General features: G+C 64.5%; 11 protein-coding genes. 9 read left to right on the top strand and 2 right to left on the bottom strand.

The window, feature by feature from the left end; all coding sequences use genetic code 11:
- Window positions 1–254: 254 nt before the first annotated feature.
- Both msrA and JQ627_RS15905 read right to left on the bottom strand, forming a co-directional pair.
- Entirely contained in the window at window positions 255–911 is a 657-nt protein-coding gene (msrA, locus tag JQ627_RS15910; RefSeq protein ID WP_212485102.1) for a peptide-methionine (S)-S-oxide reductase MsrA, read from the bottom strand.
- Window positions 912–1,055: 144 nt separating this feature from the next.
- Window positions 1,056–1,373: a hypothetical protein gene (locus JQ627_RS15905; protein WP_212485101.1), complete on the bottom strand. Its 318-nt coding sequence runs from the start codon at window positions 1,371–1,373 to the stop codon at window positions 1,056–1,058.
- A 398-nt stretch (window positions 1,374–1,771) separates the two neighbouring features.
- Here JQ627_RS15905 and rpsT point away from each other — a divergent pair, with 398 nt between their 5' ends.
- The 9 genes from rpsT to gyrB all read left to right on the top strand — a co-directional run bounded on the left by rpsT (window position 1,772) and on the right by gyrB (window position 14,502).
- Complete coding sequence (rpsT, locus tag JQ627_RS15900; protein WP_028151115.1) at window positions 1,772–2,038, top strand: 30S ribosomal protein S20; 267 nt, start codon at window positions 1,772–1,774, stop codon at window positions 2,036–2,038.
- A 1,224-nt stretch (window positions 2,039–3,262) separates the two neighbouring features.
- On the top strand, window positions 3,263–4,675 hold the full coding sequence (dnaA, locus tag JQ627_RS15895) for a chromosomal replication initiator protein DnaA (RefSeq protein WP_212485100.1): 1,413 nt from the start codon (window positions 3,263–3,265) through the stop codon (window positions 4,673–4,675).
- 386 nt (window positions 4,676–5,061) lie between these two features.
- A complete protein-coding gene (gene dnaN / locus JQ627_RS15890) occupies window positions 5,062–6,180 on the top strand; it encodes a DNA polymerase III subunit beta (RefSeq protein WP_212485099.1) in 1,119 nt (372 codons plus the stop codon).
- Between the two features lie 127 nt (window positions 6,181–6,307).
- Entirely contained in the window at window positions 6,308–6,673 is a 366-nt protein-coding gene (locus JQ627_RS15885; RefSeq protein ID WP_212485116.1) for a DUF559 domain-containing protein, read from the top strand.
- An 89-nt stretch (window positions 6,674–6,762) separates the two neighbouring features.
- Window positions 6,763–7,899, top strand: a complete 1,137-nt coding sequence (gene recF / locus JQ627_RS15880; RefSeq protein ID WP_212485098.1) for a DNA replication/repair protein RecF — start codon at window positions 6,763–6,765, stop codon at window positions 7,897–7,899.
- Window positions 7,900–7,988: 89 nt separating this feature from the next.
- Window positions 7,989–8,732, top strand: a complete 744-nt coding sequence (locus JQ627_RS15875) for a hypothetical protein (protein WP_212485097.1) — start codon at window positions 7,989–7,991, stop codon at window positions 8,730–8,732.
- A 108-nt stretch (window positions 8,733–8,840) separates the two neighbouring features.
- A complete protein-coding gene (locus tag JQ627_RS15870) occupies window positions 8,841–11,009 on the top strand; it encodes a hypothetical protein (RefSeq protein ID WP_212485096.1) in 2,169 nt (722 codons plus the stop codon).
- Window positions 11,010–11,039: 30 nt separating this feature from the next.
- Window positions 11,040–11,783, top strand: a complete 744-nt coding sequence (locus JQ627_RS15865; RefSeq protein ID WP_212485095.1) for a hypothetical protein — start codon at window positions 11,040–11,042, stop codon at window positions 11,781–11,783.
- 283 nt (window positions 11,784–12,066) lie between these two features.
- Window positions 12,067–14,502, top strand: a complete 2,436-nt coding sequence (gyrB, locus tag JQ627_RS15860) for a DNA topoisomerase (ATP-hydrolyzing) subunit B (protein ID WP_212485094.1) — start codon at window positions 12,067–12,069, stop codon at window positions 14,500–14,502.
- The last annotated feature ends 62 nt before the right edge of the window (window positions 14,503–14,564 follow it).

Genomic DNA, 14,564 nt, shown 5'->3' with positions numbered 1-14,564 from the left:
ACGCCTCAAGCTCAAGCGGGCCGGCTGGAACGATGCCTTCCTCTTCGAACTCCTCGGCTACATGCGATAGCCCTGCCCTGGAGGGGGAGGGTCGATCGCGCGTAGCGCGAGCGGGGTGGGGTGATCTCTCCACTCGGGCAACGTTGGATGTGGAGAGACCATCACCCCGCCCCGCTTCGCATTTCGCTTCGCTGCGTGCGTAGCGTCCCTCCCCCTCCGGGGGAGGGTAAGCACCACGCTTCGGCGACTTACAGCTACGCGCTCACACCCACGCCGACCGGGCAGGACACGCCGGTGCCACCCAAGCCGCAATAGCCGGCGGGATTCTTCGCCAGATATTGCTGATGATAGTCCTCGGCGAAATAGAACGCGCCGGCGGGCGCGATCTCGGTGGTGATGGCACCGAGACCTTTTGCGGCAAGCGCCTTCTGATAGAGCGCCTTCGATTCATCGGCCGCTTTCTTCTGCGCGTCTGAATAAGTGTAGATCGCGCTTCGGTACTGCGTGCCGACATCGTTGCCCTGACGCATGCCCTGCGTCGGGTTGTGGCTCTCCCAGAACGTCTTCAGGAGTTTCCCGTAAGAGATCTTCTTCGGATCGTACACGACCAGCACCACTTCGGTGTGGCCGGTCCGTCCCGAACAGGTCTCTTCATAGGTCGGGTTCGGCGTGTGGCCGCCGGCATAGCCGACAGCGGTCACGTAAACACCGTCGCCAAGCTCCCAGAATTTGCGCTCGGCGCCCCAGAAGCAGCCGAGCCCGAACACGGCCTGCTCGAGGCCCCCGGGATAAGGCGGCTGCAACTTCGCGCCGTTGACGAAATGGGTGGTCGCGGTGGGAATGGCTTGCGCACGGCCCGGCAGCGCTTCCGTAGCGCTCGGCAATGCGGTGGTCTTGCGCGTGAACAGCATGATTGGATCTCCGGAAACGAGCTGTCCGTCGCTTGAGAGGACGAGAGAAATCGTGCGCTCAGGCGGCGTGCTCGCGATCAGGTGGGGAATATAGGCATATACGCAGAAGGGGGCAGCCTCGTTACGCCGCGCCCCATCCGTCGCTCAGTCCCTGGAATATCCGATCAAGGGTTTCCGCGGCCGGAACAGGATCATCAGCAGGATGCCCAAAATGCCGAGCACCGCGAAGACCGGCTGATCCAGCACCAGGCGGATCACCGAGGTCCAGAGCCAGGGCGCCTTGGCCTCGACCCAGGACCGGAACGCCGTCTGGCTGGCCTGGTGGATGTCGTTCCAGAACTGGCCGAACCGGGTGAATCGCAGGGTCTGGTCGGCCACCCAGCGGGCGCCGTCATAGACCATGAAGATGAACCCGCCGGCCAGCAGCAACAGCCCAATCAGTCGGAAAAAGCCGCGGATCATGCCTCACCTATATGGCCGTCCGATCGGACGCCCCCTGCAACGCCGCCAGCCAATAGCCGGCCGACGGCAGAAATTCAACCTCATCAGGGCGTTACGGCGTTCGCCAGAGCGCCCCAGGCCTGTTTTCCAGCCCCGGAAAGCGTTGACGGTGCCGCAGACCCCCTCTATAAGGGCGCCAACTGGCGGTAGGCGCAATCCTGCCGCCGCTGTTCTTTGAGCAGTTGCAGGCTCCATGAGCTTTAAAGGCTTGGAGCCTCAGAGACGACCGCAAGGCCGTCGCTCATGTTCCGGGAATAGCCTAGCAACCGAACACCCTAAATCCGAGCGTCGATTCAGCGGTCAAGCAGCCGGCGCTACCCGACCAAGACGCGACCGGTACCGCAAAGGATATTGAGACCATGGCCAATACCACTTCCGCCAAGAAAGCGACGCGCAAGATCGCCCGCCGCACCGCCGTCAACAAGTCGCGCCGCACCCAGATGCGCGGTGCCGTGCGTACCGTCGAAGAAGCCATCGCGACCGGCGATCGCGCCGCCGCGCTGAAGGCGATGGCGAGCGCCGAGCCCGCGCTGATGCAGGCCGCGCAGCGCAACATCGTTCACAAGAACAACGCCAGCCGCAAAGTCTCCCGGCTCACCGCGCAGATCGCCAAGCTCGCGAAGTAAGCTCGTCGAGTCATCCGATCGACTGATCGGATCGACATCGCGCTCGTCAATCAGCCCGGCTCGCGCCGGGCTTTTTGTTGCCTGTCACAATTCACGCCTGCAATCGTTGGGCGACCATTCTTCCGTTGGAAGACTTGTGTCGTCTTCCCTGCGCTGCGCCCGTAATTTTACCAGCCGATGTTTTTGCAACAGCGGAAACTTTCACTGCGCTGCGAAAAACCCCTGCGGGGTGGGCTTAAGTTGAATCCGCGCGCGCGAGAGTTCTGCACACCGTAGTTTTCCCGGAACAGGTTTCGCGATGGAGTTACCCTGCGAAACGAGACTCAAAAAACGGTGTCTCAATAATCACTTATCAACATAGCGCCGACAAGCATTTGGAAAAATTGCCCGCACGGCGTGCGCGTGACGCTTTTGTAAAAAATTTTTGGCGGTGGCGGAGATTTGTCACATGACGCGCGGCGCGTTCGAATCTGTGCACGGATTCAAACTCTTGCTCGCAAGCCTGTGCACAACTCCCGCGCGGCGTTAACGCAGATCAAGTTTTTAGTCGCCTCAAGTGTGAATCAATTTCGTTGCGAGTCTGTCCGCATAGTGTATTCCTTAAGTCGTCCGCAGCGCCCACGATCTTGAGACCAGCGCGGTTTTAGAAACGGGGCGAGCGTGCAAATCGGCGGCGGTGTGCACGTAGGCGACGCTTCAACAAGCGATTGTCGGTTCAAAACCCATAGCAATATGGGAACGGTGGTTCTTTGTCTGAATGTCTCCAGTCGCGCTAGGCGCAAATGAGAGATGTCATGAGACTACCCCGACACACGTGATGGCGTAGCCTAGCGGACGAACAGTGCAGACGGGCAGGACATCGGCGACGAAGTCGCGGTTGTCTTAGGACACGCAGGACCTTGTCGTGAGCAATCACGGCAGGACGGGGAGGTATCATGTCTTACGGACTCAACGCGGTATTGAAACAAGTCGCCCATTCCAACGATGCCGGTTTAGATCAGTCCGACCTCCAGCCTCCCGCGTGTGACGGAGCGCCGAGTACGCGCTGACCTCGCGACCCCTCTATCTCTGACATCGCTGATCCGACCCGCGGCGTTCGCGCCGAACGGCGGAGCTGTGTCCGACGATGGAATCGCTTGAGGTCGTGCCATTTCAGGGATCCCAGCGGGAACCCTTCATGGCATTCACAACGCAACTTTATCTCTCAATAGAAGTTTTTTGACGATGAACACATCGGAACAGGATCGCTGGTCACGCGTGAAGAGCCGGCTGCGCTCGAACGTAGGCGAAGACGTCTATACGAGCTGGTTTGCCCGCATGGATCTGGAAGACGTGCAGGACGAGAGCGTGCGTCTCTCGGTGCCGACCCGCTTCCTGAAGAGCTGGATTCAGGCGCATTATGCCGAGCGCGTGCTGTCGTGCTGGCAGGCCGAGATGCCAGAAGTGCATCGCATCGACCTCACCGTTCGCTCCGCAGTGCGCCCGGTCGTGCAGCAAAAGGAAGCGCCTGCGCCGGTCGAAGCACGCCGCGCACCCGCGCCTGAGCTGCGCTCGACGGCGACTGCCCCGGTCTCCGCCAATCACGACGCGCTCGGCGGTTCGCCGCTCGATCCGCGCCTGACCTTCGCAAGCTTCGTCGTCGGCCGCTCGAACACGCTGGCACATGCAGCGGCACGTCAGGTCGCCGAAGGGCGTCGCGGCGATCCCGTCATGTTCAACCCGCTCTACATCCACGCGGGCGTTGGCCTCGGCAAGACGCATCTGCTCCAGGCCGTGACCTGGGCCGGCAATTCCGGCAACGAGCGCAAGGTGCTGTACCTCACGGCTGAAAAATTCATGTACGGCTTCGTCGCCGCGCTGAAGACGCAGACGGCGCTGGCCTTCAAGGAAGCGTTGCGCGGCATCGACGTGCTCGTGATCGACGACCTCCAGTTCCTGCAGGGCAAGTCGACGCAGGCCGAGTTCTGTCACACGCTGAACGCGCTGATCGATGCCGGCCGCCAGGTCGTGATCGCGGCCGACCGTCCGCCGTCCGACCTTGAGAGCCTCGACGATCGCGTGCGCTCGCGTCTCGCCGGTGGTCTCGTGGTCGAGATGGGCTCGCTCGGCGAAGAGCTGCGCCACGGCATCCTGAAGTCGCGCGTCGCGGCGGCCCGCACCCATCACGCGACCTTCGACGTGCCGGAGGAGGTGCTGCATTATCTGGCGCGCACCATCACCCATAACGGCCGCGACCTCGAAGGCGCGATCAATCGCCTTCTTGCCCACTCGAAGCTGAACAACCAGCCGGTGACGCTGGAGATGGCCGAGCGCGAGGTGCGCGACCTGGTCCGGCCGCAGGAGCCGAAGCGGATCAAGATCGAGGACATCCAGCGCGTGGTGGCGCGGCAGTACAATGTCAGCCGTTCCGACCTCCTGTCCTCGCGCCGCACCGCCAACGTGGTCCGTCCGCGCCAGGTGGCGATGTACCTCGCCAAGACGCTGACCTTGCGTTCGCTGCCCGAGATCGGCCGCCGCTTCGGCGGGCGCGACCACACCACGGTGCTGCATGCCGTGCGCAAGATCGAGGCACTGGTCAACAAGGACACGGCGCTGTCCGAGGAAGTCGAGTCGCTGAAGCGCCAGCTTCAGGAATAATCGCCTATTTCCTTCACCTCTCCCCGCTTGCGGGGAGAGGTCGGAATGCGCGCGGCAGGCGCGGATTCCGGGTGAGGGGGGCTCTCGGCATGTCCAACGCTCACCTCCCTCGCAGAGCTTCCCCCTCACCCCAACCCTCTCCCCGCGCGGGGCGACGGAGCGCACCTGTGTCTGGGCGGCGGCGGTGTTTTCGACGGTAAATCGTGGGGAACCACCCTCCGATCCCTTGAATCCGGGGGCCATCCGCGCCAACTTGCGCGACCCTGACGGCTTTGGTCATATCGGCTGGATGATCCGGCTTTTCGGGGTCTTCGGTGCCGTGGCGCGCGTCCCGCCGCCCGGCTTTTCCAACGTTGGGTTTTCTTGGGGATCGGGCGAGTAGTGCAATGAAGGTTACGGTCGAACGCGCGCAACTCCTGAAGTCGCTGGGTCATGTCCACCGCGTGGTCGAGCGCCGCAACACGATTCCGATCCTCGGCAACGTGCTGGTGCGCGCCGAGAACGCCAAATTATCGCTGAAGGCGACTGACCTCGACCTCGAGGTGACGGAGACGCTCGCGGCCGAAACCGCGACCGCGGGCTCCACCACCGTGCCGGCGCACATGTTCTACGACATCGTGCGCAAGCTGCCGGACGGGTCGCAGATCGTGCTGGAGGCCGACGGCGACCGCGCCGTGCTGGCGATCCGCGCCGGCCGCTCGCGCTTCACGCTGCAGACCCTGCCGGAGAATGATTTCCCGGATCTCGCGGCTGGCGATATGTCGCATTCGTTCTCGCTCGCCGCCAAGGACGTCAAGCGGCTGATCGACCGCACCCAGTTCGCGATCTCGACCGAAGAGACGCGCTATTACCTCAACGGCATCTATCTGCACGCCGCGGGCACGGCCACGGCCGCCACCTTGCGCGGCGTTGCCACCGATGGCCACCGCCTCGCCCAGCTCGACCTGGTCCAGCCCAAGGGCGCCGACGGCATGCCCGGCGTGATCGTGCCGCGGAAAACCGTCGGCGAAGTGCAGCGCCTGATCGAGGACAACGAGGCCGAAGTCACGATCGAGCTGTCGCAGGCCAAGATCCGCTTCACCATCGGCAATGTGGTGCTGACTTCGAAGCTGATCGACGGCACCTTCCCCGACTATGGCCGCGTGATCCCGCAGGGCAACGACAAGGAACTCGTCGTCGACAAGAAGGATTTCGAGAACGCGGTCGACCGCGTGTCCACCATCTCCAGCGAGCGCGGCCGCGCCGTGAAGCTCTCGCTGTCGCCGGGCAAGCTGGTGCTGTCGGTCACCAACCCGGATTCCGGCAGCGCGACCGAAGAGCTCGAAGTCGAATACGCCTCCGACGCCCTCGATATCGGCTTCAACTCGCGCTACCTCCTCGACATCGCCGCCCAGATCGAAGGCGACGTCGCCACGCTGAAACTGGCTGATCCGGGTTCGCCAACGCTGGTGCAAGACCGCGACGACAAGAGCGCGCTCTACGTGCTGATGCCGATGCGGGTGTGAGGGACGTGCTCCCTCACCAGCGCACACTGCCTTTACAACCGAGCGCGATGCCCGTTACTGCGCCCTCTCCCCTTGTGGGAGAGGGCTGCACCGATGTTTGACGCAAACTCACTTGGGTGAGGGGTTGGTGCCACGAGACCCGTCCCATCGACCGACCTCCCCGCCTCTCCGCGAATTTGCAAGGAAGATGCGGCACGAGCCAACTGACGCCGAAAGGGCCATGTGGCGCTTGCTGAGGGATCGTCGGCTCTCCACATTCAAGTTTCGCCGGCAGGAGCCGTTCAAGAACTACATTCTCGACTTTGTCTGTTTCGAGAAAAGACTCGTGATCGAGATTGACGGAAGCCAACATGCAGAATCAGAAAGCGACGCAACTCGTGACGCGGCCTTGTCCGCCGAAGGTTTCGCCATAGCGCGCTACTGGAACAATGACGTGCTACAGCAACCCACTTCTGTGTTGGAAGACATCCTTGCAAAGCTTGCCGGGCGGTAAGATACCCCTCACCCGTCGCCTCACTTCGTGAGGCGCCACCCTCTCCCACAAGGGGAGAGGGGAAGAAGCGCGTCCATGACAAAGACAGCATGACCCCTTCCCGCATTCATCGCCTGACGCTGACGCATTTTCGCAATTACCGGGCGGCGGGGCTCGAGACGGCGGCTGACATGGTGGCGCTGGTCGGGCCGAACGGGGCCGGCAAGACCAATTGCATCGAGGCGATCTCGTTCCTGTCGCCGGGTCGCGGCTTGCGGCGCGCGACGCTGGAAGACGTTGCGGACAATCAGGGCGACGGCTCCTGGGCGGTCTCTGCGCAGGTCGAGGGCGCGCTGGGGCTCGCCACGCTCGGTACCGGCATCGATGCGCCGCGGGCAGATAGCGCCGTGAGCCGGCGCTGCCGTATCGACCGCGAGCCGGTCAACTCGGCCACGGCCTTCGGCGACCATATCCGCATGGTCTGGCTGACGCCGGCGATGGACGGGCTGTTCATGGGTGCCGCGTCCGAACGCCGGCGCTTCTTCGATCGCCTGGTGCTGGCCATCGACAGCGAGCATTCCAGCCGCATCTCCGCGCTCGAACGCTCGCTGCGGTCGCGCAACCGCCTGCTCGAGACGCGCAATTACGACGACCATTGGTGTGACGCGATCGAGCGCGAGACCGCAGAGCTTGCCGTCGCGGTCGCCGCCACGCGCGGCCAGACCGCAGCGCGCTTGACAGGCATGCTCAACGCGCGTGCGCAGGCGTCCGCCTTTCCGTCCGCGCAAATCGCGCTCGACGGCTGGATGGAGAACGCGCTGCTTAGCGAGACCGCGACCTCGGTCGAGGACCGTTATCGCCAGATCCTGCGCGACAACCGTCCGCGCGACGCCATCGCCGGCCGCACCACCGACGGTCCGCACCTCACCGATCTCCAGGTCGTCTATGCGCCGAAAAGCATGCCGGCGCGCGATGCCTCGACCGGCGAGCAGAAGGCGCTCTTGATCGGCCTCGTGCTGGCGCATGCGAGCCTGGTCGCCGAAATGACCGGCATCGTGCCGCTGCTGCTGCTCGATGAGGTCGTCGCGCATCTCGATCCGAACCGGCGCGCGGCGCTGTTCGAGGAGCTGCGCAAGCTCGGCGCGCAGGTGTGGTTGACCGGCGCTGACCCCGCTGCGTTTGCCGAGATCGGCGCTGGAGGCGAGGTCTTTGACGTCGAGAGCGGACGAGTCTCCGCCCGGCGCTAGACCTCGCCGTTGAACCCGCGCATTTTCCGCCGCGACTAGCTAGTGCCATCGCGCAATGACATGACGCGCGATGTCCCTGGAGAAGCAAGATGCGGACGGTAAGGACCGGGGTGCGAGTCCCGGCACGGTGGCTGGCGTTTGCGTGCGGCCTCTTCTTGCTCGCGAGCTGCATGCTCGCAGCAAGCGCCAGCGCCTGGGTGCCGCATCTGTCGCCGCTGTTCTCCGCCGCGCTGACGCCGGATCCCGATGCCAAGCTGCCCGCGCCGACCCGGTACAGCTACAGAGGAATTCACACCACGGTGGTGAGCGGCATCGAGGCCCCGCTCCGCACCAGGTTAGATACCACCGTGCCCGCCACGCTCGGCGACGTGCTCGCCTTCTACCGTACCGAACTCGGAAAGCTCGGCTGGCGGGAAGAGCCGGATGGCGCGCTGATCACCGCCGATCACGCGCAGCTCGCCTTCGCTTCCCCGCTCGGGCCGGCGGTGCTGGAGCTCGGCCGCAAGGACAGCAGCACCGTGGTCATTCTCGCGCAGAAGAACTCGGGTACGGCGACCAGGGCGAACGTCATGCCCGAACCGGGCCAGGCGAAAATGGTGTTCAGCAATATCGGCGAGAAGGAAGCCGTGCTCACGATCTCCGAGCGCACGATCAGGCGCGCGGGCGGCGCCCGCGCGGTGGCGCTGGATCTGCCGCCCGGCAGATATCCCTACGAGCTGAACGTGCCGGGCCGCCCGGCCTACACCAGCATCCTCACCGTCGCCGCCGGCGATTCCTGGGAGCTCACGGTCGGGCGCGACGGCGAGGCCTGGTCGCCGCTCCAGCTGTATTGAACCTGCCCGGTTCCTGCCGCGACTAGTCGTCTGAGGCCGCGCCGACGGTGTCGCAGCCTGCAAATGCGCGCGAGCCCAGGCGGCGCGCGAAATTCAGGAGTCTTGACGATGTCGACGATCCCGCGCGGGACGCAAGTCCCGGCACGATGGCGGCTGCTGGCCTGCGGCCTTGTCCTGATGGCGAGCTGCTCGATCGCGGCGGCCGCCGACGGAGGTATCGTCGACGTTCATGCGCTGCCGAAGCTGGAGGGCGCAGTGGAAGACACCTCGCGCCCCGAATCCTACCGCGTCGAATACCGCATGCCGACGCCGGAAGCCGTGACATCGCCGGCAGTGAAGAAACTTCTGAGCGCCGACGGCTGGGTGCCCTATGTGCGGCCGCTGGAGGAGAAGAGCACCACACTGAATTTCAAGAAGGGACGGCAGGGACTCTCCGTTTATCTCACCCAGGCCCTCGGCCGGCCCGACCAATCCGTGGTCCACTACTCGACCGACCGGATTTACGGAAACGTGCCGTTCCCCGATGGCGCGAGCGACATCATGTTCGACGGGACAAGGCCCTATCTCGGCTGCATCTCACCCAGCGCGCTCGATGTGACGTCGGATTTCTACGGCCGCGAGATGGCAGCGATCGGCTGGCAGAAGCTCACGCCGGAGACCGCCGTGCGCTGGACGACCGGCCTCGATGAGACCGTCCCTAACGGCTTGCGCGCGTTCTACGCGCACCCTGACAGCAAGGAAGACGGCTTCTACCAGCAGAAGCCGGTCATGCTGACGCTGACGCGCCGCGACGATGGCCGGACCAATGTCGACATCCGGGTCGCGCCCTTCGCCTTGCCCGGCGAGCTCAAGGCCGACGGCGATCTTGCCGGCCTGCCGCGGCCGAATCCGACCAAGACCGCCAGGAGCCTCGGCAGCGCAAGCTCCAACAAGCGCGAAATGTCGGCCGCCGCGATGGCCGAGCTGCCCGCCGTGCTCGCCTTCTATCATCGCGAGCTCGCCGCGCGCGGCTGGCAGGAAGATGGCAGCGCGCCGCTCGCGCCCGGCGACGAGATCGCGATCAAGATCTCCAACGCCGAGGAAACCGGTGTGCTGCGGCTTGGCCGCAAATATGATTTCACCATGGTCAGCCTGACCGCGCAGGTGAAGGACTCCGCGCTCGCCGCCCGCGCCGAGGCGAAAAAGGAAGCCGACGAAAAATTCTTCAGCGATGCCGCCGCAGCCGCAAAGCAGGTGATCGCCGCCGATGAAGCACGGCGCAAGGTGCAGGCGGCAGCGCTGTCAGATGCGCCGCTGAACGCGCTCGCCGACAGCAAGACGCCGGTGCCGCTGCCCGAGACCGCCGAGGGCGCGAAGTTCGAAGGCGGCGACGGCCGGCTCGAATTTTCCTCGACGTCGAGCGTGAAGGCGCTCGGCACCTTCTACCGCACGGCGCTGAAGAACGCCGGCTGGAAGGAGCAGCCCTCCGTCATCAACCAGCCCAACATGGCGGTGATGCAATTCTCCAGGAGCGGCAAGTCGATCTCGATGACCGTGATGCAGATGGGCCCAAAGGTGAATGTCAGCGCCACCGGCTCCGGCCTGGTCGTGGCTGCGGCGAAGCCGGTGGAGACCAAATCGGCAGAAGCAAAGCCGGTCCAAGCCAGGTCGACCGAGCCACTGAAGGCCGATCCCGATGCCGCACTGCCCGTGCCGACACAGCGCAGTTCGCGCGGGATCAGCTCCACGAAATTCCCCGGCAGCAACCAGTCGTTCCGCACCGAGCTCGAAGCCAGCATCCCCGCAGAGCTCTCGGACGTGCTCGCCTTCTATCGCGCAGAGCTGACCAAGCGCGGCTGGCAGGAAAAGACCGACGGCGCGACCGTCGCCGCCGAACGGGCGGAGCTGGCGTTCACCTCGCCGGAGGGACCGGCTGTGCTGAAGCTCGGCCGTGCCAGGGACGAGACAACGGTCAGCCTGGTGCAGCGGAATCCGCAGGCAGCAGCCAAGGCCGACATCATGCCCAAGGCGGGACAGGCGAGGCTGATGCTCGGCAATATCGGGCCGAAGGAGGCGTCGCTGACGATCAACAATCAAACCGTGAAGATCGCGGCCGGCGCCGGCGGCCCGCAATCGCCGAAAGGTCCGATGCTCGATCTGCCGCCCGGCAAGCATCAGTACGCGCTGCGCATGCCCGGGCAGCCCGCCCGCACCGATACCCTGACAGTTGCCGCCGGCGACGCCTGGGGCCTGATGGTGGGCCCGACGGGCGAAGTCCTGCCGCTGCAGATGTACTGATCCACCGGGCCTCTGATGCAGAGAACGAATATGACGACGGTAAGGCGTGTGATGAGAGGTCAGGCACGGTGGCTGCTGCCGCTGTGCGGCCTCGCTCTTCTCGCGGCCGGCCTGATCGCCGCAAGCGCCGGCGGATGGATGCCGCCCCCATCACCGGAAACTTCGGCCGCACTCACGCCGGCGGATCCCGACGCCGACCTGCCGGTGCCGAAGCAACACAACTTCTCCAGCTCCAACACCACCCATGTGACCGGCATCGAAATCCCGCTGCGGGTCGGACTCGAAGCCCATGTGCCGGCCCAGCTCAGCGATGTGCTCGCCTTCTACCGCGGGGAGCTCGCAAAGCGTGGCTGGAAGGAAAGGCCTGAGGGCACGGTGGTTGCCGCCGATCATGTGCAGCTCGCCTTCGCCTCCCCGAGGGGGCCAGCCAGCCTGAAGCTTGGCCGCGCGAAGGATGAGACCACGGTCGACCTCGTGCAGCGGAATACGGAGGCCGCGGCCAAGGCCAATTTCCTGCCGACAGCAGGACAAGCACGGCTGATATTCGGCTATCTTGTGCCCGACGTGGCTTCGCTCACGATCAACGATCAGACCATCAAGATCGCGGGCGGCGAAAATCACCCACAAGCGCTGGATCTGCCGCCGGGCACGTATTCCTACAAGCTGGTCGTGTCCGGCTATACGTTGCGCACCGACACCATCACCGTGGCCTCAGGCGAGACCTGGTCCCTCCAGTTGGGCGACGACGACAGGAAGCCGGATCAGATCTACTGAACCCGGAGACCTGTTCCGGGGCGCCACAGCACCTCGGAGCAGGCTTCCGCGCCCCCGCAAAATCCACGTCTTTGAGGGCCAAAAAAGGGGTCTCGAATCGGGCTTTTCGCGAGCCCCGGAATCGACCTTCGAACACCTTGAAAACCGGCCCAAAAATCCTATCTGATCAAAGGGTTGCCGGAGGATACTTTGCGCTAGGCGCAAGCGGTCTTTCATGGCACAAATAGCCCGCAAATCAGCGCCTTTTGCGCCGCTGATTCGGGCGACATCTCGAAGGCCTCTCATGACAGAACCTGCTCGGCAGACGCCTGCCGAAAACGAGCCCTCAAATCCGAGCGATTACGGGGCGGAATCGATCCGCGTGCTCAAGGGTCTCGATGCCGTCCGCAAGCGCCCGGGCATGTATATCGGTGACACCGACGACGGCTCGGGCCTGCACCACATGGTGTACGAGGTCGTCGACAACGCGATCGACGAAGCGCTGGCGGGCCACGCCTCGCGCGTCGACGTCGTGCTCAATGCCGACAATTCCGTCACGGTGCGCGACGACGGCCGCGGCATTCCCGTCGACATCCACAAGGGCGAAGGCATCTCGGCGGCCGAGGTCATCATGACCCAGCTGCACGCCGGCGGTAAGTTCGACCAGAATTCCTACAAGGTCTCCGGCGGCCTGCACGGCGTCGGCGTCTCGGTCGTCAACGCGCTGTCGAGCAAGCTCGGCTTGCGCATCTGGCGCGACGACAAGGAGCACTACATCGAATTCGCCCATGGCGATGCCGTCGCACCGCTGAAAGTGGTCGGCGACGCGCCGGGCCGGCGTGGCACCGAGGTGACGTTCCTCGCCTCGACCGAGACCTTCAAGAACATCGAATATGATTTCGCGACGCTCGAGCATCGCCTGCGGGAGCTCGCCTTCCTCAATTCCGGCGTCAACATCGCCCTCTCCGACATGCGTCACGCCGTCGAGAAGCGCGAGGAGATGCACTATTCCGGCGGCGTCGAGGAATTCGTCAAATATCTCGACCGCAACAAGAAGGCGATCGTGCCGGCGCCGATCATGGTGCGCGCGGAAGCCAACGGCATCGGTGTCGAGGCCGCTTTGTGGTGGAACGACAGCTACCACGAGAACGTGCTGTGCTTCACCAACAACATCCCGCAACGTGACGGCGGCACCCATCTCGCCGGCTTCCGCGGCGCGCTGACGCGCCAGGTCAACGGCTATGCCGAGGCCAATGCGAAAAAGGAAAAGATCGCACTGACCGGCGACGACTGCCGTGAAGGCCTCACCGCCGTTCTCTCGGTGAAGGTGCCCGATCCGAAATTCTCGTCGCAGACCAAGGACAAGCTGGTGTCCTCGGAAGTGCGCCCCGTGGTCGAGAACGTCCTCAACGAGGCGCTCCAGGCCTGGTTCGAGGAGCACCCCTCGGAAGCCAAGATGATCGTCGGCAAGGTGATCCAGGCGGCAGCTGCCCGCGAAGCTGCGCGCAAGGCGCGCGAGCTGACGCGCAAGAGCCCGCTCTCGGTCTCCTCGCTGCCCGGCAAGCTCGCCGACTGCCAGGAAAAGGATCCGGCCAAATCCGAGCTCTTCATCGTCGAGGGTGACTCGGCAGGCGGCAGCGCCAAGCAGGGTCGCAACCGCGAATTCCAGGCGGTGCTGCCGCTGCGCGGCAAGATCCTCAACGTGGAGCGCGTGCGTCCCGACAAGATGCTGTCGTCGGAGCAGATCGGCACGCTGATCACCGCGCTCGGCACCGGCATCAGCGACGAATTCTCGGTCGAGAAGCTGCGCTATCACAAGATCATCGTGATGACGGACGCCGACGTCGACGGCGCCCACATCCGCACGCTGCTGCTGACCTTCTTCTATCGCCAGATGCGCGACATCATCGACGGCGGCTATCTCTATATCGCCCAGCCGCCGCTCTATAAGGTCTCACGCGGCAAGTCCGAGCAATATCTGAAGGACGAGCGGGCGCTGGAAGACTACCTGATCGACGCCGGCCTCGACGACTGCGTCTTCATTCCCGGCACCGGCGGCGACCGCACCGGCCGCGATTTGCGCGCGCTGGTCGACGACGCCCGCGTCGTTCGCAGCATTTTGCGCAATCTGCACAGCCGCTATAATCGCAAGGTCATCGAGCAGGCCGCGATCACTGGCGTGCTGAACAAGTCGATCTACGGCAATCCCGAGAACGCCGCGGCGGCCGCGCAATACATCGCGAGCCGGCTCGACAACCAGGCCGAGGAGGTCGAGCGCGGCTGGGTCGGGCAATACGTCGAAGGGCAGGGTTTCCTGTTCGAGCGCACCGTGCGCGGCGTCAAGGAAGCCGCGATCATCGACGATGCGTTCCTGGGCTCGGCCGAGGCCCGCAAGCTCGACGAGTACACGACGAAGCTTCAGGACGTCTATGCGCGCTCCGGCAAGCTGCGGCGGAAGGACAGCGAGCACACGGTCCATGGACCGGTCGACCTGTTCGAGGCGGTCACCGAATCCGGCCGCAAGGGCATCTCGCTCCAGCGCTACAAAGGTCTCGGCGAGATGAACCCCGAGCAGCTCTGGGAGACGACGCTCGACACCGACGTGCGCTCGCTACTCCAGGTGAAGGTCAAGGAGGTCGACGAGGCCGACGACATCTTCACCAAGCTGATGGGCGATGTGGTCGAGCCGCGCCGCGACTTCATCCAGGAACACTCCCTGAGCGCGACGATCGATATCTAGGGCTCGCTGCTTCCACAGCGTCATGGCCGGGCTCGTCCCGGCCATCCACGCCTCGCTCCGCG

The organism is Bradyrhizobium liaoningense (genome assembly GCF_018130785.1).
Lineage (GTDB): Bacteria > Pseudomonadota > Alphaproteobacteria > Rhizobiales > Xanthobacteraceae > Bradyrhizobium > Bradyrhizobium liaoningense_A.
The sequence above is the reverse complement of the archived record's forward strand: the minus strand, read 5'-3'. Positions and strand labels throughout refer to the sequence as shown.